The following is a 26420-nucleotide window of genomic DNA, read 5'->3' on the forward strand; positions in this document are numbered from 1 at the left end:
TATTATAAGCAGTCGGCAAATATAACTATTCCTGCAACAAGATCATGGAATAAATGAGTAATTTACAGTAAAACTATTGTAACTCTAAATTTAATTAAATCAATTGATTACCAAATTCCTTGTTATCAGCAAAGCAATTTAATTCACCATCCTTTAAAAATTAATCAAAGTTTAATCTAAGAAATAGAGGCAGAATCTTCGCGAATTATTATTTTTGATAAAATATACACATTTAGAATGTCATTACACTTTAATCCACGAGATATTACATGGCTTGCCTTTAATGAAAGAGTTTTACAGGAGGCTATGGACGAAAAAGTTCCCTTGCATTTAAGAATACGTTTTCTCGGAATTTTCTCCAACAATTTAGATGAATTTTTCAGAGTACGTGTTGCCGGATTAAAGCGTGCCATGGATTTTAAGGAAAAAGTGATTGCTGAGTCTTTCTACCAGCCACCCTCCAAGATCCTTCAGAGAATCAATGAAGTTGTCATGAAACAGCAGCTGAATTTCGATAAAACCTGGAAAAAGATCCAAACCGAAATGGTTGATCAGAAAGTTTTCATTAAAAATTCCAAAAACCTGACAGCAGGACAAAAAGAATTTGTCAGACAATATTTTGATGAAGTGGTAGAATCCAATGTAATTCCTATTCTTCTTCATGAAAATACGCCAATGCCCTATTTAAGAGACAAAAGTCTTTATCTGGGGGTAGCAATGAGAAAAAAAGACTGGCAGTATTCCAGCAATTATGCTATTATTGAGATTCCTTCTCGTTTTGTAGGGAGATTTGTATTGCTTCCAACAGAAGATCCGGAAGAGAAAAACGTAATGCTTCTGGAGGATGTGATCACTTTCAATCTTCCGCACATATTCTCTTATTTCGGATATGATGAATTTTCAGCCAATGCTTTTAAAGTAACAAAAGATGCAGAGCTGGATCTGGATAATGACATCAAAACCAACTTTGCAGAAAAAATAGAAAAAGGACTCAAAAACAGAAGAAAGGGAAAACCTACCCGTTTCGTTTTTGATAAAGATATGGATAAAGCACTGCTGGAACTCCTTATCAGAAAACTGAATTTAACGAAAAAAGACAGCATTATTCCAGGAGGAAAAATTCATAACTTCAAGCATTTCATGGATTTCCCAGACGTTTTTGAAGCCTATGAAAGACCTGTGGAAAGAAGCTCTTTTACTCATCAGGCATTTGAACACGGTGAAAGGGTGACAGATGTTATCTTAAAAGAAGATGTGCTTCTTAGTTTTCCTTATCACAAATATAATCCAGTGATTGATCTTCTCCGTGAAGCAGCAATGGATCCGGATGTAAAATCTATACAGATCACCGCTTACCGTATGGCAAGCAGTTCAAAAATCATCAACGCGCTCATCTATGCTGCCAGAAATGGTAAAGAAGTGACTGTAATGCTGGAACTTCAGGCAAGGTTTGATGAAGAATCCAATTTGAAATGGAAAGATATGCTTGAACCGGAGGGAATTACAGTTCTGGTGGGAATTCCCAACAAAAAAGTACATGCTAAACTATGTGTTATCAAAAAGAGAGCACATAATAAAACCATCCAATATGGATTTGTAAGTACCGGAAATTTCAATGAAAAAACGGCAAGAATATATGGTGATCATCTGCTCCTTACAGCCGATCGCGGCATCATGGCAGATATCAATAAAGTATTCAATGTACTGAAAAAACCAAAGGATGATTTTATTCCGATTTTGAAAACTTGTAAAAATTTATTAGTTTGCCCTCAATTTATGCGTGAAAAGATTGTTCACCATATTGATAAAGAAATCGAAGAAGCCAAAGCAGGCCGAAAAGCAGAGATCATCATCAAGGTAAATTCTATGAGTGACAGACTGCTGATAGAAAAACTATATGATGCAGCCAAAGCAGGTGTGGTAATCAGGCTCATCGTAAGAGGAATCTATTGTGCCGTAAACCAAAAAGAATTTAAAGAAAAAATAAAAGCCATAAGTATTGTAGACGAATACCTGGAGCACGCCAGAGTAATGTATTTCTACAATAAAGGAACAGAAGACATATACATTTCTTCCGCTGACTGGATGACTAGAAACCTGGATTACAGGATTGAAGCCGCCGCTAAAATCACTGATAAAAACCTTAAGAAAGAATTAAAAGATATTCTTGACATTCAGCTTAGGGATAATGTAAAAGCCAGAATTCTGGATAAAAAACTCAGCAATGAATACATAAGAAATGATAAAAAAGAATGCCGTTCCCAAATAGAAACCTATAAATATTTAAAAGCTAAAACAAGCAAAAAATGAAGATAGCAGCGATAGACATAGGGAGTAATGCAGCCCGCCTTCTTATCAATGAAGTTAAGATTAATAACAGAAAACCTGAATTCATCAAACTCAATCTTCTCAGAATTCCTCTGAGACTGGGAATGGATGTTTTTACCATCGGAAAAATAGGTCCCGAAAGAGAAAAAATGGTCATTGATTCCATGAAAATCTTCAGTGACCTGATGAAAATATATAAAGTGGATCATTACAGAGCCTGTGCTACCAGCGCTATGCGTGATGCTGCCAATGGTAATGAAATTATCAGCCTCGTAAAAGAAACATCTGGAATCAACATCGAAATCATTTCCGGTGATGAAGAAGCTACCCTGGTCTATGAAAATCATGTTGCAGAAGGTCTTGATAAAGAATTCGCCTACTTATACATCGACGTTGGTGGAGGTTCTACAGAACTTACCTTCTATGAAAACGGTAAAATGGTTTACGAAAAATCATTCAATATCGGAACGATTCGTCTTCTCAACAACCTGGTTACGATGGATAACTGGAAAGAGATGAAGGACGAGATCAATAAAAATATCGTCAGTAAAAAACCAATTGTAGCCATTGGATCAGGAGGAAACATCAACAAAGTGTTCTCCATGAGCAAAACCAAAGACGGAAAACCAATGTCTTTATCTCACCTGAAAAAGGTCTATAAAGAATTCAATGAGTTGTCTGTGGAAGAAAGGATGACCAATTACAACCTTAGAGAAGACCGTGCCGATGTATTGGTACATGCCCTGAGTATCTTCAACAATGTGATGTCATGGTCTGATATCAACAGGATTTTTGTCCCTAAAATATCTGTGGCAGACGGATTGATCCATAATATTTACAGTCAGTTACAGCACAAAAAGTAACAACAAATAACAATTTTGTAAGCCAGCCATTGAGCTGGTTTTATTTTTGGAAGCTGTTTTCAGCTTTCCGCTGTATTTTGTCATTGCGAGGAACAACGTGATGAAGCAAACTCTATTTTGGCTAAAGCCAGTGGAAGATTAATGTATTGTCAGACAGACTAAAGCCCTATTGAATTTTAACAACAGTCTCTTTTTACTTTTTAATAAAAACTTTTCCAAATTTTAAAGTAAAACCTCATCCCCATTCGTCATACCAATATCAATAGCAAAGCAATGAATTCAATCAAAATAATTCTTACAGGAGCTACAGGGATGGTAGGAGAAGGCGTTTTAATGGAATGTCTTGAGAATCCCAATGTTTCCGAAATCCTCAGCATAAGCAGAAAACCTTGTGGAAAATCGCATCACAAGCTGAAAGAATACCTTGTCCCGGACTTTTTATCCATAGACATTCATGATGAAAAACTGAAAGGCTATGATGCCTGTTTTTTCTGTGCAGGAATCAGCAGTATAGGCATGAATGAAGAAGATTACACCAGAATTACTTACGATACAACCTTACACTTTGCAAAAGCTGTTTTGAACCAAAATCCGGATATGGTTTTCAATTATGTTTCAGGGGCAAGCACAGACAGCACAGAGAGTGGAAAAATGATGTGGGCAAGAGTAAAAGGCAAAACTGAAAATGATCTGAAAAAGATGAATTTCAAAGGGGCTTATAATTTCCGTCCCGGATTCATGAAACCTATTGACGGTCAATTGAATGTAAAATGGTTTTTTAAACCTTTTATTTGGATTTTTCCTATTTTTTTTCAATCAAAATCATTAACTTTACAGGAAGTGGGTAGAGCAATGATCAATGTGACACAAAAAGGGTACCCTACATCTGCTTTAGAAATTAGAGATATTAAAAATTTATCGATATGAGAGACATGTTAAGAAGGATTATTCTGGTTATTTTTGTACTCTTGCTTGTGACTGCTGTTTCAGGATATTTTTATATGCAGAAACATCCATTGGAAGGGAATAAGTCTGGAACAATTTTAAATTTTTCAGGAAAATCAGGAAAATAAATACATCCTACAAGCCCTCACTCGAACATTATTTTATCTTTTATCGGAAACAAACCTATTTTTTAAACATTTCTTAAAATTCCATTAAGATAGTTGCGAAACATAAAGTTCATTTTTGCATTTACCTAATTAAAGTAAAAATGATCAACAACTACTTATTAAAAGGGTCTGTGATTGCCGCATTCTTTTTTCAGAGCGGTCTTTTCGGACAGACACTGATTCATTACTGGAATTTTAACAACAACACTTCTGCTGTCACAGTCACTACACCTGCTTCTACTATGGTGAACGGTTCTCTTACGGCTATAGCAGGTGGTACAAGTGTAATAGATTTTGCAGGTGGTACCGGGCAGAATTTTAGTGAGGAAAATTTAAATGCCAGAAATGGAGATGCATCCGGAACCCATTTAAGGTTCAATAATCCGATCGGAGGAGGGTTACAGTTTAATCTGCCTACAACAGGATACAATAATGTCATTGTTAAATTTACTACCAGAAGATCCGGCCAGGGAGCAGGTACCCAGACATGGTCTTATTCAACAGACGGAACTACTTTTGTGCAGTTTCAGACTGTGAATCCTCAGGATGCCAATCCTCAGCTGATTAGTCTTGACTTTTCTAACATACAGGGAGCCAATAACAATCCCAACTTTAAATTAAAAGTTGAATTCTCAGCAGCAGGAGGTGGAACAGGAGGAAACAACCGTTTTGATAACTTTACGGTAGATGCAACTCCTGCCGGTGGTCCTGATATCACTCCACCAACCGTTACTTATCTTCCTGCTAATAATACCAATAACGCTTCAACTACTGTAAATCCTACATTATCTTTTAATGAAAATATAAGATTAACAGATAATTCCGCGATCAATAATTCTAATGCTCAAAATCTTATAGAGCTCCGCCTGGGGAATGCCGCAGGCGCACAAATTCCTTTTACAACAACTTTCAGCAACAATACCATTACCGTGACTCCAACTTCAGGGCTGGTACCGGGACAAACTTATTATATTGCGCTTAAACCCAACACAGTAGAAGACTTTAGTGATAATGGGGTTATTGACGCTACATCCAGTACTTTTACTACAGCCGGAACAACAATTTCTTTGGAAAAAAACTTTATTAAGGTTAATGAAAATGCAGGAAACCTTGCATTCAAAATCAATATCACCAATCCTTCAACAGCTACAGTAAATCTTGTGGTAAAACCGGCACCATTCAGTACAGCTGATGCTAATGATTTTACTTTAGCCAACCAAACTATTAACATCACTCCATCTACAACAAGTTATACAGTTAACATTCCTATTATTGATGACACAGTGGCAGAACAGCAGGCTGAATATTTTGTTGTAAGCCTTGAAAATCCTGCAGGAGCAGCTATTTCAGGAGATAATTCTGCAACTGTTTTTATTATAGATAATGATAAACCGGCACCGGTTCCATCTCATCAGATCCAACTGAATTATCTAGGAAGTTTTGATCCTTCAGGAAATAATAATAGTTCTACAGAAATTGTGGTTCATGATGCATCAACTCAGCGCTTATTCACAATAAGCTCCATTACAGATGTTTTTGACATTATTGATTTCAGTAACCCGGCAATTCCATCAGTAGTAAAAACAGTGAATATGGCACCTTATGGCGGTATCACAAGTATTGCCGTGAAAAATGGAATCATTGCAGCCGCTTCTCCCAATACTGATCCTCAGCAAAACGGTTCTGTAGTGTTCTTTGATATAAACGGAAACTTCCTGAAACAGATAAACGTAGGAGCATTACCGGATATGATTACCTTCTCCCCTGACGGAACAAAAGTTGTTACAGCAAATGAAGGAGAGCCTAATGACGCTTACACCGTAGATCCTGAAGGAACAATCAGTATTATTGACATCTCCGGCGGTATTGGAAACCTTACGCAAAGTAATGTAACGACTCTTAATTTCAACAGTTTTGATTCTCAGCTAGCAACGTTAACGGCTACAGGTTTAAGAAAAGTAAGAACTAACAATACACTTTCTCAGGATCTGGAACCTGAATATGTAACCATCAGTGCAGACAGTCAGAAAGCATGGGTAACACTGCAGGAAAATAATGCCGTTGCTGAGATTAATCTGGCCACTAAAACCATCACAGGAATCTGGGGATTAGGAAAAAAAGATATGAGCCTTCCCGGCAATGGCTTTGATGCTTCAGACAATAATGGAGAGGTTTTAATTGCCAATTGGCCGGTAAAAACTTATTACGTTCCGGATGCAGTACAGAATTATAAGGTAGGTAGCACAAATTATATCGTAACAGCCAATGAAGGTGACGAAAAAGATCTTTCAGGATACAGTGAAAGAACGACTGTGGGAGCTAACAACTATACTTTAGATCCTGTATTGTTCCCGAATTCCAGTATTTTAAAGGCTTCCTATAATCTGGGAAGATTCAGGGTTTCATCTGCCACAGGAAATACAGATGGAGATGCAGAATTTGAAGAAATAGCCGCTTTAGGAGCACGTTCGTTCTCTATTTTCAGTACTGATACTAAACAGATTGTGTACGACAGTGGAGATCAGTTTGAAAGATATATTGCAGCCTATCATCCGTTAATTTTTAATACAGATAATGAATCCAATGCCGTTAAAAACAGAAGCCGTGCAAAAGGCCCTGAACCGGAAGGTGTAGCACTGGGAAATATCAACGGGCAGACGTATGCTTTCATCACATTAGAAAGAACCGGAGGGGTTATGGTGTATAATATCACAGACCCTAACAACCCTACTTTCACCGATTATAAACATTCCCGCTCTACTTCAGCTTACGGAGGTGACAACGGCCCTGAAGGAATTATCTACATCGCTCCTGAAAATACAACCACCAATAAAGGTTATGTGATTGTTGCCAATGAAATCAGTGGAACTCTATCCATGTATGAAGTGGCAGTGCCAGCTACACTTGGAACAGGTGAGATAAAAACTGAACAGGTGACTTTCAACGTATTCCCCAATCCTGTCAACAAAGGAAATACACTTTATTTTAACAGAAAACAGGATTACGAATTGTATGATATGTCCGGAAAGTTAATCGGAAAGGAAAAGAATGCTTTAACAATAAGCACATCCAATCTTTCTACCGGAGTTTATCTTATAAAAACGTCAGAAGGGCAGATCAAAAGAGTCATTGTAAAGTAAACATAAATTACAGTATACCATTCTATTTAAAGCTTCGGGTTTTCCGGAGCTTTTTTGCTGTTGATAAATTTGAAGTCAATTAAATAAAAAACTCACGATTTAAGATGATTTAACTTTTGAAATACCTGAAAAGATCATTTTATTTCTATATTTACCTCCAACAAAACCAAATTCACAATGAAAAATATTAAAAAAGCAGGAATTCTGGCAATTCTTTTACTCGGAACAGGAACAGCTTTCTCACAATCCACAAAAACAGAATCTGCAAAAGGGGTAGAAAAAACAGAAGGTAATAAGATGATACATGTAGAAGGTGTAGGTCATACACTCAATTATGCTCTTAATGGAGGAACTGTTGAGGTAGAAGGTGGTGATAACACATTAACGGTAAAAGGAAGTGCTAAAACAATTACTGTTTCGGGGACAGGTAATAAAGTATACATCGATAAAGTTGACAAAATATCCATGGAAGGCGGTGGCAATATGGTCTACTACCGAACTTCCGGAACGAAATCCGGAAAACCAGACGTTTCCATTACCGGAGTGGAAAATAAAGTTGTAAAACAGTAAACTCATTTCCAGACTCTTAAAAATATTAAAACAAAAAAAGACAGGCCTTAAAAAAGCCTGTCTTTTTAAAAATATCTCAGATATAATTTTACTCTACATTGATTACCTTTTCGATTTCCGGCGCATGTTGTTTGATGGTATTTTCAACACCTAGTTTCAGGGTTGAAAAATTCAACGAACATCCGGAACAGTTACCCAAAAGTTTCACAAACACCTGATTATTTTTCACATCAATAAGCTCAATATCACCACCGTCTTTATTCAAAAACGGTCTGATGCTTTCCAGAGCTTCCATTACTCTTGTTACTGTATCTTCGTGCGTTATGTTTGTTTCCATATTTTTCAGTTCAATTTGGTCCTTTCAAATTTTATTGAAAGTTATTATTATTTTGCTTTTGGTGAGCATCCTGCCATTGTTGAAATTTTCACTGCTTCAGTAGGAGGAAGACTTTTATTTCTTTCCACTAAGCTTTCTACCATTTTTCTGGCCGTTTCTGTGTAGATATCTGCAATTTTAGATCCTTCCTGAAGCGCAGCCGGTCTTCCCACATCTCCTGCTTCTCTGATGCTTTGAATCAATGGAATTTCTCCTAATACAGGAATTCCAAGATCTTCAGCCAAATATTGTGCTCCCTGGTTTCCAAAGATATAATATTTATTTTCAGGAAGTTCTTCCGGTGTAAAATACGCCATATTTTCTATCAATCCAAGAACCGGAATATTGATACTTTCCATCTGGAACATAGCAATACCCTTTCTAACATCTGCCAATGCAACATGCTGAGGTGTACTTACAATCACTGCACCTGTTACCGGTACTTCCTGAATAATTGATAAGTGAATATCACCTGTTCCCGGAGGAAGATCTATTAACAAGAAATCCAGTTCTCCCCATGCAGCATCTCTGATCATCTGGTTTAGTGCTTTTGAAGCCATAGGCCCTCTCCACACTACCGCCTGATTAGCTCCTGAGAAATATCCGATTGAAAGCATTTTCACTCCATAATTCTCAATAGGTTTCATCATGCTCTTTCCATTTACTTCTACAGAAATTGGTTTTTCACCTTCTGTATCAAACATGGTAGGAACTGAAGGGCCATAGATATCAGCATCTAATAATCCTACTTTGAAGCCCATTTTTGCCAATGTTACTGCCATATTTGCAGAAACTGTAGATTTTCCTACTCCTCCTTTACCGGAAGCAATAGCGATAATATTTTGAATACCCGGAATTTGTTTTCCTTTGATCTGACTTTGCTGAATTTCACTAGGCTCCGGAGAAACGATCTTAAGTTTTAAATGAACTTCTTCTCCAAACTCACTGGCAAAAGCCTGTTTCATTGCAGCCTCCAGTTTTTTCTTTTCGTGCATTGCAGGCGAATGAGCAGTCATGTCAATATAAACATCATTACCCATAATCTGAAGATTATTCACCAAATCGTCTACTTCTATTTCTTTAAGGAAATCCTGAACCTTTTCTTTCGTCAACATATAAATATAAATTGTTTACAAATTTACGCTTTTTTTCGGTAATTTAGAATCAATAAAATCTATAATATCAGGTGATAAATCAGATCATTAAAAATTTCTTATTCTGTTTTTTTATCTGATAACATACCCAACCCGAGAAAAACAATTGATATGAAAACGACTTCCTACCCTTCCAAATATGCACAGCCAAAAGGAATTTTCACAGTTGGAAAAACGAATTTCAAATGGTATGATCTGGCCGATGATCCGGCAGAAATCTCTCCACAGGACATCCATAATGCCCGGTTATGTGTTGAATATGCAGAAGAAGACTTTCAAAATACTGATGATCTGGGATTTATCATTATGCATCGTTGTGGAAAGAATTATCTTCTCCTGGTATGTACGTGGCGAAATGAAAATGAATTATGGGAAAGTGTTTATTATGACGGTTCCGGCAACTTTGAAATATGGGACAGAAGCAAAACCCACCTCCCGACTTACTGTGTTTGGGAAATGGGTATTGTTTATCATGAATCTCAGTCCTGGAAAAAATATCTTGGCTCCGGACGGGTAGAAAAAGACAAAGAGAAATATCTCGATGATTTCTTTGAAGGAGAAGTGTAATATTTATGCATTGTCATTCTGACGATGGAAGAATCTCATAAGAGGAAGAGATTCTTCATTTCACTCTGTTTCATTCAGAATAGCATGAATTATAAAAAGAACTCAAGTATTAGATCTTTTTTGTGATTTAAATGCAAATGATTAGTTAGCTCTGTTTTACTGTTTTTCAATATCTTCGCTTTTATAAAATCAGAACATGAAAAAAGGGCTTATAGCATTTTCTATATTTATTACTCAGATCATTTCCGCACAGAATTATTCTCAATATGTCAATCCGTTTATAGGAACCGGTGGCCATGGCCATACTTTTCCCGGTGCTACCGTTCCGTTCGGGATGGTGCAGCTTTCTCCTGATACAAGAATAGACGGAAGCTGGGACGGATGCAGCGGTTATCATTATTCAGATTCTGTTATCTATGGTTTTTCTCATACCCATCTGAACGGGACCGGAGTTTCAGATTATGGAGACATTATGCTGATGCCCACAATGGGAAATCCAAGTCTGAACAGTAAAGATTATTCTTCAAAATTTTCGCATAAAAATGAAAAGGCAGCTGCCGGATATTATACTGTTAAATTAGATAAACATAATATTGGAGTACGCCTGACAACGACAAAAAGAGTCGGTTATCATGAATACACTTTTAACAATGCAGGTGATGCCAATATCATTTTAGACCTCAACCACAGAGATAAACTTCTGGAAGGAGAAGTAAAAATCATTGATGATAAAACCATTGAAGTTTTCCGAAGAAGTGAGGCATGGGCTACCAATCAATACATCTACGCCAGAATTGAATTTTCAAAACCTATGAAAATTTCAAAAAAAGAAGTCAACGGAAAACAGGAAAAGAATCTTTTTACCGGAACAAAGCTTGCGCTGGCTTTTTCAACCAATGTTAAAAAAGGAGAAAAGATCAATGTAAAAGTTTCTATCTCTCCCACAGGATATGAAGGAGCAGGCAAAAATATGCTGGCAGAGGGACAGTCAAAGGATTTTGAGGCTGTAAGAAAACAGGCAAAAGCCAATTGGGACAAAGATCTTTCAAAAATTGAAGTGAAGTCTGATGATAAAAATAAACTAGCCGTTTTTTATACCGCTCTTTATCATGTTTTCACACAACCGAACATCAATATGGATGTTGACGGAAAATACAGAGGCAGAGACAACAAGCTATATAATGCAAATGGCTTTGATTATTATACCGTATTCTCACTTTGGGACACCTTCAGAGGGGCTCATCCGCTGATGACTTTAATTGACCGAAAAAGAACTGCAGATTTTATCAATACATTCATCAAACAATACGAACAGGGCGGAAAACTTCCGGTATGGGAGCTGGCTTCCAATGAAACAGAATGTATGATTGGTTATCACTCCGTTTCTGTGATTGCAGATGCTATGACTAAAGGAATTCAGGGATTTGATTATGAAAAGGCATTTCAGGCTGTAAAAAGTTCGGCAATGCAGGATATTTTCGGATTGAATGCTTATAAACAGAATAATTATATCAGTATAGATGACGAGCATGAAAGTGTTTCCAAAACCGTGGAATATGCTTATGATGACTGGTGCATTGCTCAAATGGCAAAAATTTTAGGCAAAAAAGAAGACTATCAGTATTTCATGAAACGTTCTCAAAACTGGAAAAATCTTTACAATCCTAAAACTGGATTTATGCAGCCAAGAAAGAATGGAAACTGGTATGAACCATTTGATCCGAGAGAAGTCAACAACAATTATACAGAAGGGAATTCATGGCATTATTCTTATTCTGTACAGCAGGATATTCCGGGCCTTATTGCTGCTCATGGCGGAAAAGAAAAATTTGAACAGTTCATTGATGCCATCTTTACCGCTCCGGATAAAACAACAGGAAGAGAGCAGGTAGACATCACAGGATTGATGGGACAATATGCTCAGGGCAATGAGCCAAGCCACCACATTGCTTACCTGTACAATTTTGTAGATAAGCCTGAAAAAACAGATGCCAAAATTAAATACATCCTCAATAATTTTTATAAAAATACACCTGACGGGCTGATCGGAAATGAGGACTGCGGACAAATGAGTGCGTGGTATATTCTAAGTTCCATAGGAATTTATTCTGTAACCCCAGGATTACCGGAATGGGAAACGACAACACCTTATTTTGATGAAATTAAAATTCACCTTGAAGACGGTACTACAAAAACAATTACCAAAAATACCAGTAGAGCAGAGCTTAAGAAACTTGGTTTCGAAAATGTGAAACCTGTTAAAGACTTTAAATATGCAGAACAGACAGCTTCACCTGTAATTTCGGCAGACAGAATCTTTGATTTTTCCACCAAAGTTGAGATCACTCCATTGAATTCAAATGACAAGGTATATTATATGACCATGGATGAAAGCGACCACAACAAAAGAAAGACATTCTCTACTTATAAAGGACCATTCTCCATCACCAAAACCACTCAGGTAATGGCTTATGCCGAAAGAAATGGAGAAAAAAGTTCTGTCACCACTGCCAATTTCAACAGAAGACCTAATTATTGGGATATTAATATTCTATCAAAAGTGACTCCACAGTACAGCGCTACAGGAAATCTTGCTCTTATTGACGGAATCAGAGGGGATGTCAACTGGAGAAAAGGAGAATGGCATGGATATCAGGGGCAAAATTTTGAAGCAATTATTGATCTTAAATCTCCTCAGAACGTTAAATCTTTATCTTCCACTTACCTTCAGGACAGCAGAGCATGGATACTGATGCCTAAAAAAGTAGAATATTACGCTTCCATGAACGGAAAAGATTTTATCCTTCTGAAGACCGTTGACAATGATATTGATCCTAAGGATGAGAAAGTACAGACCAAAGACTTTTCTACAGAAATTCTTCCTACTGAAGCCCGGTATGTCAAAGTAAAAGCTTACTACTTTGGAAAACTTCCGGAATGGCATCAGGGAGCTGGAGGTGATGCTTACATTTTTATTGATGAGATTGGTATAAAGTAAGGAAGATGGAAGTTTCTATTTGACGAATTACTTCTTAAAGTCGCTTAGTAGAAGTTCAAACTTAAAAAAGTCAATAAAATAGACTTAGATTTATCTGTAGACTTTAAAAACTTCCTTCTTCCAGCATCCAGCTTCCAACTATAAAAAATCGGCCTTCGGAAATTCGAAGGCCGATTTTTTATCAATTCATTCTTTCAGACCATTGCAAAACTTCAGGAAGTTCCATATCAGAAAATTCGATATGGATTACTCTTCTTTTCTTTCCGTTGGTTGTCCGGTTTGAACCGTGAAGAGTTAACGGTTTCATCATCATGATTCCGCCTTTTTCTACGTTGCAGATTTCTTCTGTTTCTATCGTCCAGTCGATAGTTTCCGGTCTGTAAATCCCTTTTGCATGAGATGTGGGAACTACTTTCAAAGCGCCGTTATTTTCATTGGTATCATCCAGATGGATTCTGATAGTATATATATTTTCCAAAATGTTTAGTGGAGGCTGTACCGCAAACTGATTCTTTTTAGTTGTCCATGGACCAAAACCAGGCAGGTCCAGTTTTTTATCAACAGAAATAGTCAGATCCTGATGATAGGCAACATACCAGTTGGAGGCTTCAGGTTTATCAAAATAAATACTTTTAACCACAAAATATTTTTCCCCGAAAATTTCTTTCACCACTTTCCGAATGTTTTCATTAAAAACCAGGTCTTTGATTTCCGGGACTTCTTTTAAAAACTGTCTTATGGCGAAAAGGTCTTCAGACTTTCTGAAATTCTCTTTTGAGGTATCTATATGTTGCAGAACATGGTTTATTTCTTCAAGTTCTTTCTGTGAAAACACATTATTGATAACAGCAAAGCCATATTCAAGAATATGGCTTTTATTGTCTTTTAAGTTATTTAAACTCATTGATATATTTAAATTTTGTCTAATGGCTCTGTCAATTGTCCTTCCCATTTCGAAACCGCTGAAGTGGCCAATGTATTTCCTAATACGTTGGTCATACTTCTTCCCATATCACAGAAATGGTCAATTGGTAAGATCAAAGCAATTCCTTCCGGTGGAATGCCGAACATGGAACACGTTGCCACAATAATTACCAAAGAAGCTCTCGGAACCCCCGCAATTCCTTTTGAGGTAAGCATTAATACCAATAGCATTGTAATCTGCTGTCCAAGGCTCATTTCGATACCGTAGATCTGTGCAATAAAGATTGAAGCAAATGTCATATACATCATACTTCCATCCAGGTTGAATGAATATCCTAAAGGTAAAATAAAGGATACTACTCTGCTGTTACACCCGAATTTTTCAAGCTCTTCCACCAATTTCGGGAACACTGCTTCTGAACTCGTTGTAGAGAAAGCGATCAGTAACGGCTCCTTAATTCTTTTTAACAGGTCAAAAAGACGGTTTCCTAAGATAAAATATCCTACCAGTAAAAGTACCAGCCAAAGAACTCCTATAGCAAAGAAAAAGTCTCTCAGATAAATAGCATATACTTTAAAGATTTCAAAACCATTGGTTGCCACTACTGCTGCAATAGCTCCCAATACTCCCAGCGGGGCAAACCACATGATATACCCTACCATTTTAAGAATCGCATGAGCAATGATATCAAAAAGCTTCACTACAGGCTTAGAATATTCTTCTCCTAAATTCGCAAGTGCAACTCCAAACATCACAGCAAATATCACGATCTGCAATACTTCATTGGTAGCAAAGGCCTCAAATAAACTTTTAGGAATCATATGCTTGACAAAGTCTTCCATGGAAAAACTTTTACTGCTTTTAAGAAGTTCATCAGCAGAAGATACGTCCTGAATCGGTAGTTTTGTGACATGTCCCGGCTCCAGCCAGTTAACGAGAATCAACCCGATGAAAAGGGAAATCAGAGAAGCGGAAATAAACCAAAGCATTGCTTTTGTTCCTACTCTTCCAATCATTTTGATATCACTCATTTTGGCAATCCCCACTACTAATGTCGTAAAAACCAATGGAGCAATAATCATCTGTACCAATCTGATAAAAACTGTTCCCAACAGTTTTATGTTCTTGGAAAAAGGTTCTGCATTCTCAGGATATTTCACGTGTACAATACCTCCAATTCCAACTCCCACAAGAAGGGCAATGATAATTGCTATAAAAAGTTTATTCTGTCCTTTCATATATATAGTTCAATTTGCGCAAATATAATGGTTTTTCAATTGGCAGAAGATTTTCTTCAATGAGGATTAATTTTACATTAAGTTTTAATACCTAAAAATTAAAAGCCTGGTTTAGAAAATATTCTAAAAAAATTAAGAAACATTTATTGAATTTTTATTCTTTTGGTACAAATTTTATTATTACATTTGATTGTATAACAACATTAATAAATATACAATATGAAAAAAACTATTGCAATGGCTGCATTAGCTGTAGCTGTATCTTTCGGTGCTATTTCTTGTAAAAAGAAAGTTTCTGATGCCGACCTTCAGACTCAGGCTACAACGGTAGTAACTTCTAATCCCAATGCTTCTGTTGAAGTAAAAGAAGGTGTAGCTCACTTAAGCGGTACTTTCGCAGATCAGCAGTCTAAAGACGCGATGATTGCAAAATTAAAAGCGATCAACGGAGTAAAAGACGTAATGGATATGTCTACTGTAGCAGCTGCTCCCGCACCAGCACCTGTTGAAACTGCTTCTGCTGTAGATCCTGCTGTTCAGAAAAAAGTTCAGGATGCGGTGAAGGATTTCCCTTCTGTAAAAGTAGAAGTTGTAAACGGACAGCTTACTCTTACAGGAAATGTTTCCGGCCTGCAGGCTAGAAAAATCAAAGAATCTGTAGATGCTTTGAAAATCGGAAAGTATAACAACAACCTAATCGTAAAATAATTTAAGATGAGCGAATTACAAGATAAATATTCAAGCGTAGTTTCAGCGGCACAGTCTGCGGGGATCTCAAATCTTCAGGTTCAGGAGCAGGACGGAATTCTTTATGTTTCCGGAAATGCTTCCAATACTGCGGCTAAAGATGCTGTATGGAATGCTTTAGGAGCTATTGATTCTACTTATTCTGCTTCAGATATCAACATTGATGTACAGGTTGCAGGTCTTACTTCAGGAGCTTCTTTAACAGTAGCAACGGAAGATTCTAACCTGAATATCAGACAGGAACCTTCTACTGAAGCAGCTGTAGTAGGTAAAGCGGCTAAAGGTTCTTCTGTTACTCTAATTGAACAAACTTCTGATGACTGGTGGAAAGTGAAAACTGATGACGGTCAGGAAGGATATGCTTATTCAAGATATTTAAGAGCATAATTTTTATTAAAAAATAATAAATTTTCACAAAAAAAGCATAGAAACATCCCAACTTTGGGATGTTTTTATATTTTTACCGCTCTGAAAAAAAAACTAATGAAGAAAACTCTGTTGCTATTGGCTTTGATGTTCACAGCCCTTATTCTGCACGCTCAAAAACTACACATTGACGGAAAAATATCTGATTCTGAAAAGAAAGCGATAGAAAATGCCACCGTTTATCTTTTGAAAGAAAAAGATTCATCCATTATCAATTACACAGCCACCAATAAAGAAGGAAAATTTTCTCTGAAGATTGACGATGTAAAAGAACCTTCCATTCTTAAAATTGACGCTGATAAATTATCTTCCTATTCAAAAAAATTTGATAAAATAGATCAGGTATTATCCTTAGGAGATATCCAGCTTGAAAAACCAAGTATTGTCAACAACATTGATGAGGTAAAAATCACGGCATCACCGGTAAAGATTAAAAAAGATACCATTGAGTTCAGTGCAGCAGCGATTAAAGTAAGACCTGACAGTAAAATAGAGGAACTTCTGAAGCAGATTCCCGGTGTAGAGATCAGCAATGATGGAAAAATTACAGTGAACGGGAAGGAAGTGGATCAGATCATGATCAACGGGAAACCTTTCTTCGATAAAGACGGCAAAATTGCCCTTCAAAACTTACCCGCAGATATTATCAAGAATATTCAGTTTACAACAACCAAGACAAAGGAAGAAGAACTTAGCGGGACAACAGCCAAATCTCAGAATACCACCATCAACTTTAATATTGATGAAAAGAAAAATAAAGGTTTACTGACAAGACTTACGGTAGGTTATGGTTCAGACAAGCGGTATGAGGCAAGCGGACTGGCCAGTTATTTTAAAGGCGATACCAAAGTAAGTATCCTTGCTTCTTCCAATAATATCAATTCACAGGGATTTTCCAGGGATGAGGTTTTTGACAGTATGGGGAACGGCCGGAATGCCTGGATGATGCAGGGCGGATCTGTCTCAACAGTAGGAAATGTGACGTATTACAACCAGGGAGGCGGTACAAGAGGAATTCAGCGGTCTACAACCATTGGATTGAATTACAGTGATAAAATGGGGAAAAATGCTGATCTGGATTCTTTCAGTCTGATGCATTCGGATTCTAACACGGAGACAAGATCCAAGGTTTCAAGATCTACCCTTTTACCCAATTATACGCTTCAGACCAATTCTGAAAGTAATGGAGAAAATGAATCTAAACAGTACAGTTTTGATACTTCAGTCAAAATCAAGCTGGATTCTATGACAAGTGTTTATCTTTCCCCGAGATTCACTAAAAACAGCAGTTTTAGTTTCAATAATTTACAATCATCTACTTTAAAGAATGGCAGTCTTCTGAATGAAAGTAAATCCTATTCAAGTAATGATTCTGAAAGCAATTCATTTAATCCTTACATCTATTTTTCAAGAAAATTCAAGAAAAAAGGGCGTGTGCTTTCAGCCAATATGAACAGTTCAATTTCTGAATCTAAAAGAGATAATCTAAGCCAATCCCAGAATACGTTTTATGATGAAAACGGGATAATAAAAGACAATCGTGATCAATTAGCTAAAAATAAAAATCAGAACAGCTCATTCAATTTCAGCGCAGGATATTCAGAACCCATTTCCGATTCGTCCAGTGTAAATTTTAAAATAAAATATGAAGCGAGATCAGCGAGGGATGTAAGGAATGTAAACGATTTTGATAATGCTACCGGAGATTATACTAAATTCAACCAACTTTTATCAAATAATATGAAGCAAAGAATCAATCAGATTTCTCCTGAATTGAGCTATCAGATTAATAAAAATAAACTCAACTTCTGGGCTTCAGTGAATCTTGATATTTCTGATATGAAAGTAAACTCTATCTATAACGGGCAGCAATATGATCTGCAGAAAAATTTCGTATTGCCTGAATATAATCTCAACCTTTACTATCAGCTTGGAGAAGGTAAAATCTTAAGTATCTATAATTACTCTAACTTCAACATTCCGACTGCAGAACAGCTGACTCCTTATAAAGATGAATCCAATCCTTTGATTACCTATCAAGGAAACCCCAATTTGAAAAATACCTGGGTCAACAATCTTTATCTGTATTTCAATAATTATAATAAAGTAAAAAACCTCAGTTACTATTTCAATATTGGTTTTACTTACAGAAATAATGACATCATCAATTTTTCTACTTATGATAACGCAGGAAAACAGGTGGTGACTTATAACAACGTAAGCGGAAATAAAAGCATTAACGCCGGCGGGGGCTTCAGTAAAAACCTGAAATGGAAAAATGACAAACTGACCATTAACCCAACATTCAACATGAATTATAATTACAATAATGGTTTTGTTGACGGACAATCTTTTACCAGCAGCTCATACAATCTTAATCCTGGCCTTAATCTTGTGTATGAGATCAAAGATAAAATGACCATAAAACCTTCTTACCGACTTGGATACAGCTTCTCAAATTATACTAATTATAATTTAAAAAGTATAAATACAGCCAACCAGTCATTGAAACTTGAACTGACCAATTATATGCTGAAGGGAAGATTCGTTTTTGGAAATGATTTTGAATACAATACCAATTCCAATATTGCTCCAGGCTTTAAAAAGGATTTCTACTTCTGGAATACCAGCCTTGGATACTCATTCTATAAAAAACAGTTTACAGCAAAAGTGAAGATCTATGATGTATTAAATCAAAATCAAAGCGTGAGAAGAACCATCACAGATTCTTATTTTGAAGACCGTGAAGACCTGATTCTGAAACGATACATTATGTTCTCTATCAGCATGAAACTGAATAAGTTTGCAGGTAAAAAAATGTAATAACACTACACCATACTTTTATATATATATTTTTGATAATGGCCGGATCTTTCCGGCTATTTTTATGAATACAACCAAGATGTATCAATAAACCTGTTTTTATTTTTAAATTAGCGGTAAATTTTTTTTATGAAAATCCATATTTCAGTATTATGTATTCTTTTTTTCATTCTTGGAAAAGCTCAGAAGACGGAACAGAAAGATACTTTCGTTAAAGACAATTTCACCAAGAAAGAATTTTATATTCCGATGCGTGATGGAGTAAAACTTTTCACAGCCGTATATATCCCGAAAGATATATCAAATAAGAACAAGTATCCGTTTCTGATGCAGAGAACCTGCTATAGCATTGCTCCTTACGGAGAGAGTGAATATAAAACAAAGGTAGGTCCCAACACTTACCTTATGAAAGACAAGTATATTTTTGTGTACCAGGATGTACGCGGAAGATATATGAGTGAAGGTACTTTTACCAATATGACCCCGCAGGTAGAGCGAAAAACAAAAAAAGATGTTGATGAAAGTACAGATACTTATGATACTATTGAATGGCTTTTGAAAAACATCAAGGATAATAATGGAAAAGCCGGTCAGTTCGGGACATCTTATCCTGGGTTCTATACTGCTGTAGGAACGTTGTCACAACACCCTGCTTTAGTAGCATCCTCGCCTCAGGCTCCTATTTCTGATTTCTGGAATGATGATTTCCTTCACAACGGAAGATTTATGCTGGGCTATTTCAGAACATTTCCAGTTTTTGGAGTTCAGAAAACACAGCCTGAAAAACAGGCCTGGTATATGGATTCATTCATCAAGCAGACTTCTGAAGACGGTCTGAAGTTCTACAGAGATATGGGTACCCTGAAAGATGGATATGAAAAATATTACAAGAATAATTTCTTCATGACAGAAATTATGAATCATACCAACTATGATGAGTTCTGGCAAAAAAGAGGGCTTCTTCCTCATCTGAAGAATATCAACCACGCTGTAATGACTGTTGGAGGATGGTTTGATGCAGAAGATCTTTCCGGTCCTTTGAATATTTATAAAACCATTGAAAAAACAAGTCCGAAAGCTAAAAATACAATTGTAATGGGGCCTTTCTCTCATGGCGGCTGGTCTCAGGAACAAGGGAAGCATTTCCACAGCGAAACGTATTTTGGTGACAGTATTGCAACCTACTATCAGAAAAATATTGAAACCAGATTCTTCAATCATTACCTGAAAGGCAACACCAAAGAAGATGCCGGACTTCCTGAAGCGCTGATGTATGATACAGGCGCTAAAGAATGGAAAGAATTTGCTTCTTATCCTCCTAAAAATGCTCAGAAAATTAATTTTTATTTAGCTGATAAAACCTTGAAAAAAACCTCCGGACAGGGATATTCTGAATATTACAGTGATCCCAACAATCCTGTTTTAAGCTCAGATCATTTGAAGGATTTCAACGGCTTTACTCCAAGAAATTATATGTCGGAAGACCAGAGATTTGCAGTAGGAAGACCTGATGTACTGACTTTCACAACAGATGTTCTGACAGAAGATATTGCATTTGCCGGAGAGATCATGGCCAAACTGAATATTGCATCCACTTCTACAGATGCCGATTTTGCGGTAAAACTAATTGACGTTTACCCTGAAGATTTTAAACCTGCAGAAAAGAAAGATGGTGTTATCTATGGTAACTATCATCAGATGGTAAGAAGTGAAATAATGCCTGCCAGATTCAGAAATACGAGAGAAAAGGGAGAGGCTTTGGTTCCTAATCAGAAAACGGCTGTTAATTTCAGACTCCAGGATGTGGTTCACACATTCAAAAAAGGACATAAAATTCAGATTCAGATCAGCAGTACGTGGTTCCCGCTTTTCGCCATCAATCCACAGAAATTTATGGACAATCCGAATTTTGCCAACAAAGAGGACTATACCAAGGCATTTATTAAAATATATGATGACAGCTCCATTGAAGCTGAAGTTTTAAAATAAACTGAAAAAGCTGTTCGTTTGAACAGCTTTTTTTATAGTCTCTCGTAAATCTGCAAGATTTTTTATTCTTCAATGGTTCTGAACGTCAGGTTTACTCTGGGAGTTTTCACTTTTGTAGTGGGAGGAAGCCTGTGAAGCCAGTTGTCCTGAGTAGTTCCTTTCATGATTAATAAACTTCCGTTTTCCAGGAATATTTCTACCTTTTCTTTGGTTGTTTTATGTTTAAATAAAAATTTTCTTTCTGCCCCAAAAGTCAGAGAAGCAATTGCACCGTGTTTCTTCAGATCCGTTTCGCCATCACTGTGGTAAGCCATTCCTTCACTTCCGTCATGATATAAATTGAGCAGACATGAATTGTAGGTTTCTCCTGAAACTTCTTCACATTTTTTCTTCAGTTCCAGTAATTCCGGAGTCCAGAATTTTGCATATTTTGTCCGTTTAGAATACGTATATTCAAAAGGTTTTTCTCCAAACCAGGCCACTTTTCTTTTGGTTAAAATCAATTTTCCAAAGATAATTGCTTCATCATTTTCCCATGGAATCTGGTTCAGCAAATAGGTATAAAAAGAATCGGAAAGCTCTTTAGAAAAAACCTTTCCGTAATAATGAACGGTTCCGTCATGCGGAAGTATGTTTAAGGGATAGTCTGATATTTCTTCAAAGAGACTCATCATAGCTTTTTTAATTTAAATGCTTTATTTTGCAAAAGGTACAATGTAAAATGTATTTATGATCTTAATAATTAAACATAAATTACACCAATATTTTCACAAATAACACCATATCTTTTGCATCAATAGAAACGGACTTTAGTCCGTTTAATAAAAAAGAAGGTTAATCCTTTGGCTTTAGCCAAAACTTATCAATATGTTTTATTTCAGGAATAAATATGTGAACCTTCCCAGCCCACAATCATCTGTTTTCTTTCATTTCCCCATCGATATCCACCGAGATGTCCCGTAGACTGAATCACACGGTGACATGGGATAAGAAATGCAACAGGATTACTACCAATAGCTGTTCCTACTGCTCTGGATGCCTTAGGATTTCCTATTTTTTCTGCCAGGCTGCCATAAGTAGACAATTTTCCCATGGGAATTGTCAATAGGCTTTCCCAGACTTTAAGCTGAAAATCGGTTCCTTTTAAATGTAATTTTATAGTATTGAGTTTTGTCCAGTCTTTATCAAATATGGACAGTGCATTCTTTTGAAGAACATCTTGCAGTTCAGTAAAAGTAGCATTGGGGAACTTTTGTTTCAGCTCCCCTAATGCTGTTTCTTTATTGTCTTCAAAAGCCATATAGCAGATTCCTTTTTCTGTAGAAGCTACTATTATATTTCCGAAAGGGCTTTCAGAAAAACTGTAATGAATACTAAGGCTTTTTCCGCCATTTTTATATTCTGCCGGAGACATTCCTTCTACCTTTACAAACAGGTCATGAAGCCTGCTGGTACTGGAAAATCCTGTCTCGTAAGCAGTATCAAACAAACTTGCTCTTTCTTCCTTCAATAAATTTTTAGCATGTTCAAGACTGATGAACTGCAAAAACTTTTTCGGACTTGTTCCCGCCCAATCTGTAAAGATTTTCTGAAAATGGGCGGGACTTAAATGAATATTCTCTGCCACTTCCTCCAAACTTGGCTGAAGCCTGAAATTGCTCTGGATATATTCTATCGCTTTAGCAATTCTGTTATAATCTATCTGATTTTGTGTGGACATTGTATTGTTATTTTACCTCACAAATTTCCAAAGAATACACGGCAGAAAAAATCCGATTCTTGCGGAATATTAGTTGTTGTTATAAATATCGTTATAAGCAAGCATTTTATAATATAACTTAGCGGCAAGGAAAGCTGTTGGTTTAGCCATTGGAGAATCCATTAATTCTACAATATCAAATGCCACTACGTTACATTTCTCAAATACTTTTCTTAATAATTCCAGTGTTGGATACCATTGTAATCCACCTGGTTCAGGAGTTCCTGTAGAAGGAGCAATGGAAGGATCAAAAGCATCTAAATCAATAGTGATATAAACGTTTCCAGATACTTTTTCCAATACATCATTGACCCAGTTTTCGTTATTCGCAATTTCGTGAGCAAAGAATACTCTTCCTTCCGGTAAATATTGAGCTTCTTCAACGTCCATAGAACGAATTCCCACCTGAACTAAGTTATGTTTCTGGTTAGCTTCAAACACAGCACAAGCGTGATTAGAAGTAGAACCATGGAACTCAGGACGTAAATCTGTATGAGCATCTAACTGAAGAACGGTAAGGTTCTCAAATTTCTCTCCTACTGCACGGATAGAACCGATAGACACAGAGTGTTCACCTCCAAATAAAGTAAATACTTTCCCTTCATTGTTCAAAAGTTCTTTTGTTTTCTGGTAAACAGCTTCTGTCATTGCTTCCGGGCTTGAATTTTCAGAAACTTCTCCTGCCAGGTATACTCCCTGAAGATAAGGTTCTGTTTGGGTTTCAATATCATAAAGCTCCATGTTTTCAGAAGCGTTTAAGAATAATTCAGGGCCTTTATCAGCGCCTTTTCCCCATGTTGAAGTTCCATCATAAGGAACAGTTACCAACATTACTTTCGAATTCTCTAGCGTTGCGTTTTCCTCGGGAATTCCTGCGTATGTTTTCATATATAATTATTAATTAAAAAATTAAATGATTGAAAAATTATAAGATTCCACAAAGATACGAAGAGTTTACGAGTTGGAGAGTAAGAGTGTCGGAGAGTTTGTGAGTTACAGACTCTCTCTTGATACTTGCTACATATCATCTATTCCCTATTCCCTTTATTCATTTTCCATTCTCAAATCAAATAGTTATTTTTGTACAAAACTCATTATATGCCTTTAAAAGCTGTTCTTTTCGATATGGATGGAGTGATTGTAGATACAGAGCCATTGCATAGAAAAGCTTATTTCAAAACGTTTGATGAATTGGAAATTGCTGTTTCCGAAGAGTTGTATACCTCTTTTACCGGAGCATCAACCAAAAGAGTTTCTGAAACTTTGATCAATGAATTTAATTTAAATCAGACTTACGAAGCAATTGCAGGAATCAAAAGGTCTCATTTCAAAGATTATTTTTATAATGATGATGAATTTGATTTGATTCCGGGAGTAAGAAAACTGATTGAACATTATCATGAAAATGGAATAAAACTTATTCTGGCTTCTTCGGCTACCATGGTAACGATCAATATGGTTTTTGAAAAATTCGGGTTGGAAAAATATTTCAGCGGAAAGATCAGTGGTGCCGATTTAAAAGAATCAAAACCTCATCCCGAAGTTTTTTTACTGGCTGCAGAAATGGCTGGTGAACCAGTTGAAAACTGTATGGTGATTGAGGATTCTACCAACGGAATTCTTGCCGCACATAGGGCCAAAATTTTCTGTGCAGCTTACAGAAGTCCTCATTCAAAAAATCAGGATTATACGCTGGCAGATACTGTAGTTACTGATTATGAAGAATTAGAACTGGATAAAATTTCAAAATATTTTTAAATAACAAAGCTCTCAGAAAAATCTGAGAGCTTTGTTTTGTATGTACTTTGTCATCTGAACGAAGTGAAGACCCTTAAGCCTTAATAAAAAACTTAATGGTTAATTTTTAAAAACATTAAGATTCATTGAGTAATTAAGATTATTAAGGAGAGATTGCTTCGTCACTTTCGTTCCTCGCAATGACAGATTAAATTATTATTTATAACCAAGAATTTTCAATATATCTTCCGGTTCCTGCTTCTCACGGAAAATTTCATATTGCAATTCACCGTTTTCATCTTTTTGAATCAGGACGTGTCTCGGCTGAGGCATCAGACAGTGGTGTACTCCGCCGTATCCTCCGATTGTTTCCTGATAAGCTCCAGTATGGAAGAATCCAATATACAATGGTTTAGTGTCACTGAAAACCGGTAAATAAATGGCGTTGGTATGCTGTTCAGAGTTATAATAGTCATCTGAATCACAAGTCAGTCCTCCTAAGAATACCCTTTCATAAGAATCTTCCCAACGGTTTAGCGGAAGCATGATAAAGTGTCTTGAAATTGCCCATGTATCAGGAAGGGTGGTCATGAAAGAAGAGTCAATCATATTCCATTTTTCTCTGTCATTCTGGCGTTTCTGAGAAATGATCTTATAAAGATTCGCACCGCTTTCTCCTACAGTAAAGCTTCCGAATTCTGTATAGATATTAGGTTCTTCTACTCCTTCTTCTTCACAGAATTTTTTAATCTGAGAAACAATCTCTTCTACCATATACTGATAGTCATAATCAAAGTTCAAAGAAGTTTTGATTGGGAAACCACCTCCGATATTCAATGAATTTACTTCCGGAGCGATTTTTTTCAAACGTGCATATACACGAAGACATTTGTACAATTCATTCCAGTAGTAAGAAGTATCTTTGATTCCGGTATTGATGAAGAAGTGAAGCATTTTCAATCTTGCATTCGGGTGTTCGGCAATCTTCTGGCTGTAATAAGGAATAATATCTTTATATCCGATTCCTAATCTTGAGGTATAGAACTCGAACTTCGGTTCTTCCTCCGATGCTATTCTGATTCCGATATTAAAAGTAGAATCAATGCTTTCTGTAAGTTTATCCAATTCTCTGTAATTATCAAGAATCGGGGTAATATTTTCAAAACCGTTGTTGATCATATCTGAAATATTTGTCAGATAATCATCCGTTTTGAAGCCATTACAGATTACTTCAATGTTTTTATCTACTTTCCCTTTTTCGTAAAGAGATTTTACAATATCCATGTCATAAGCAGAAGAGGTTTCTATCGAAATGTCATTCTTCAGAGCTTCTTCCAATACAAAATTGAAATGACTGGATTTTGTGCAATAGCAGTAGGTATAATTCTTTTTATATCCGGTTTTTTCAAAAGCTTCTTTAAACCAGCTTTTGGCCTTCTGAATATTTTGAGAAATTCTCGGCAGATAGCTAATCTTTAGCGGAGTGCCAAATTGTTCAACTACATCCATCAATGGAACGTCGTGAAACAACAAATTGTTCTCAGATACATTAAATTCCTCCGTAGGAAAATATAATGTCTGATCAATAAGTTCCGAGTACTTTATTTTCATTTCTAAACAAGTGAATTAAGAAATGCAAAATTGCTAAAAAAGTTTGATTTTAGGGTG

General features: G+C 36.4%; 21 protein-coding genes. 13 read left to right on the plus strand and 8 right to left on the minus strand.

The window, feature by feature from the left end; all coding sequences use genetic code 11:
• Positions 1–237 precede the first annotated feature (237 nt).
• The 6 genes from ppk1 (at position 238) to KIK00_RS10100 (ending at position 8013) form a co-directional block, all read left to right on the plus strand.
• A complete protein-coding gene (ppk1, locus tag KIK00_RS10075) occupies positions 238–2310 on the plus strand; it encodes a polyphosphate kinase 1 (RefSeq protein WP_255816424.1) in 2073 nt (690 codons plus the stop codon).
• A complete protein-coding gene (locus tag KIK00_RS10080; RefSeq protein ID WP_255816425.1) occupies positions 2307–3191 on the plus strand; it encodes an exopolyphosphatase in 885 nt (294 codons plus the stop codon). The genes ppk1 and KIK00_RS10080 overlap by 4 nt, the downstream gene beginning before the upstream one ends.
• A gap of 273 nt (positions 3192–3464) precedes the next feature.
• Positions 3465–4118, plus strand: coding sequence for an NAD-dependent epimerase/dehydratase family protein (locus KIK00_RS10085; protein ID WP_255816426.1), 654 nt, complete (start codon positions 3465–3467; stop codon positions 4116–4118).
• The gene (locus KIK00_RS10090; protein WP_156118480.1) at positions 4115–4264 is read left to right on the plus strand and encodes a hypothetical protein; all 150 of its coding nucleotides are present in this window, start codon (positions 4115–4117) and stop codon (positions 4262–4264) included. The genes KIK00_RS10085 and KIK00_RS10090 overlap by 4 nt, the downstream gene beginning before the upstream one ends.
• Before the next feature lie 140 nt (positions 4265–4404).
• A complete protein-coding gene (locus KIK00_RS10095) occupies positions 4405–7443 on the plus strand; it encodes a choice-of-anchor I family protein (RefSeq protein WP_255816428.1) in 3039 nt (1012 codons plus the stop codon).
• A gap of 177 nt (positions 7444–7620) precedes the next feature.
• Positions 7621–8013 carry a DUF3060 domain-containing protein gene (locus KIK00_RS10100; RefSeq protein WP_255816429.1) on the plus strand — a complete coding sequence of 131 codons (393 nt, stop codon included), beginning with the start codon at positions 7621–7623 and terminating at the stop codon, positions 8011–8013.
• Between the two features lie 88 nt (positions 8014–8101).
• Here the strand turns inward: KIK00_RS10100 and KIK00_RS10105 are convergent, their stop codons facing one another.
• Together KIK00_RS10105 and KIK00_RS10110 are read right to left on the minus strand one after the other, a co-directional pair.
• Positions 8102–8350 (minus strand): NifU family protein, encoded by a 249-nt coding sequence (locus KIK00_RS10105; RefSeq protein ID WP_255816430.1) that lies wholly within the window; start codon positions 8348–8350, stop codon positions 8102–8104.
• Positions 8351–8397: 47 nt separating this feature from the next.
• Positions 8398–9504 (minus strand): Mrp/NBP35 family ATP-binding protein, encoded by a 1107-nt coding sequence (locus KIK00_RS10110; RefSeq protein WP_255816431.1) that lies wholly within the window; start codon positions 9502–9504, stop codon positions 8398–8400.
• Between the two features lie 150 nt (positions 9505–9654).
• Here KIK00_RS10110 and KIK00_RS10115 point away from each other — a divergent pair, with 150 nt between their 5' ends.
• Both KIK00_RS10115 and KIK00_RS10120 read left to right on the plus strand, forming a co-directional pair.
• Positions 9655–10110 carry a hypothetical protein gene (locus KIK00_RS10115; RefSeq protein WP_255816432.1) on the plus strand — a complete coding sequence of 152 codons (456 nt, stop codon included), beginning with the start codon at positions 9655–9657 and terminating at the stop codon, positions 10108–10110.
• Between the two features lie 196 nt (positions 10111–10306).
• On the plus strand, positions 10307–13108 hold the full coding sequence (locus KIK00_RS10120) for a GH92 family glycosyl hydrolase (RefSeq protein WP_255816433.1): 2802 nt from the start codon (positions 10307–10309) through the stop codon (positions 13106–13108).
• A 181-nt stretch (positions 13109–13289) separates the two neighbouring features.
• On the opposite strand, the gene KIK00_RS10125 is transcribed toward KIK00_RS10120, so the two are convergent.
• Positions 13290–14012: a phytanoyl-CoA dioxygenase family protein gene (locus KIK00_RS10125; RefSeq protein WP_255816434.1), complete on the minus strand. Its 723-nt coding sequence runs from the start codon at positions 14010–14012 to the stop codon at positions 13290–13292.
• An 8-nt stretch (positions 14013–14020) separates the two neighbouring features.
• Positions 14021–15271: a dicarboxylate/amino acid:cation symporter gene (locus KIK00_RS10130; protein WP_047378712.1), complete on the minus strand. Its 1251-nt coding sequence runs from the start codon at positions 15269–15271 to the stop codon at positions 14021–14023.
• Between the two features lie 219 nt (positions 15272–15490).
• Between KIK00_RS10130 and KIK00_RS10135 the strand changes: the two genes are divergently transcribed.
• The 4 genes from KIK00_RS10135 to KIK00_RS10150 all read left to right on the plus strand — a co-directional run bounded on the left by KIK00_RS10135 (position 15491) and on the right by KIK00_RS10150 (position 21256).
• The gene (locus KIK00_RS10135) at positions 15491–15979 is read left to right on the plus strand and encodes a BON domain-containing protein (RefSeq protein ID WP_149833280.1); all 489 of its coding nucleotides are present in this window, start codon (positions 15491–15493) and stop codon (positions 15977–15979) included.
• A 6-nt stretch (positions 15980–15985) separates the two neighbouring features.
• Entirely contained in the window at positions 15986–16405 is a 420-nt protein-coding gene (locus KIK00_RS10140) for an SH3 domain-containing protein (RefSeq protein WP_047420872.1), read from the plus strand.
• A gap of 96 nt (positions 16406–16501) precedes the next feature.
• Complete coding sequence (locus KIK00_RS10145; RefSeq protein WP_255816435.1) at positions 16502–19267, plus strand: TonB-dependent receptor; 2766 nt, start codon at positions 16502–16504, stop codon at positions 19265–19267.
• A gap of 129 nt (positions 19268–19396) precedes the next feature.
• The gene (locus tag KIK00_RS10150; RefSeq protein ID WP_255816436.1) at positions 19397–21256 is read left to right on the plus strand and encodes a CocE/NonD family hydrolase; all 1860 of its coding nucleotides are present in this window, start codon (positions 19397–19399) and stop codon (positions 21254–21256) included.
• Positions 21257–21318: 62 nt separating this feature from the next.
• Here KIK00_RS10150 and KIK00_RS10155 read toward each other — a convergent pair whose 3' ends face one another.
• The 3 genes from KIK00_RS10155 to speB all read right to left on the minus strand — a co-directional run bounded on the left by KIK00_RS10155 (position 21319) and on the right by speB (position 23903).
• Entirely contained in the window at positions 21319–21927 is a 609-nt protein-coding gene (locus tag KIK00_RS10155; RefSeq protein WP_255816664.1) for an alpha-ketoglutarate-dependent dioxygenase AlkB, read from the minus strand.
• 206 nt (positions 21928–22133) lie between these two features.
• Entirely contained in the window at positions 22134–22976 is an 843-nt protein-coding gene (locus KIK00_RS10160) for a methylated-DNA--[protein]-cysteine S-methyltransferase (protein WP_255816437.1), read from the minus strand.
• A gap of 69 nt (positions 22977–23045) precedes the next feature.
• Positions 23046–23903 carry an agmatinase gene (gene speB, locus KIK00_RS10165; protein ID WP_255816438.1) on the minus strand — a complete coding sequence of 286 codons (858 nt, stop codon included), beginning with the start codon at positions 23901–23903 and terminating at the stop codon, positions 23046–23048.
• Between the two features lie 210 nt (positions 23904–24113).
• On the opposite strand from speB, the gene KIK00_RS10170 reads away from it, so the two are divergent.
• Entirely contained in the window at positions 24114–24773 is a 660-nt protein-coding gene (locus KIK00_RS10170; RefSeq protein WP_255816439.1) for an HAD family phosphatase, read from the plus strand.
• 195 nt (positions 24774–24968) lie between these two features.
• On the opposite strand, the gene KIK00_RS10175 is transcribed toward KIK00_RS10170, so the two are convergent.
• Positions 24969–26363 carry a decarboxylase gene (locus tag KIK00_RS10175; protein ID WP_047378719.1) on the minus strand — a complete coding sequence of 465 codons (1395 nt, stop codon included), beginning with the start codon at positions 26361–26363 and terminating at the stop codon, positions 24969–24971.
• Positions 26364–26420 lie beyond the last annotated feature (57 nt).

This window comes from Chryseobacterium sp. MA9 (assembly GCF_024399315.1).
Lineage (GTDB): Bacteria > Bacteroidota > Bacteroidia > Flavobacteriales > Weeksellaceae > Chryseobacterium.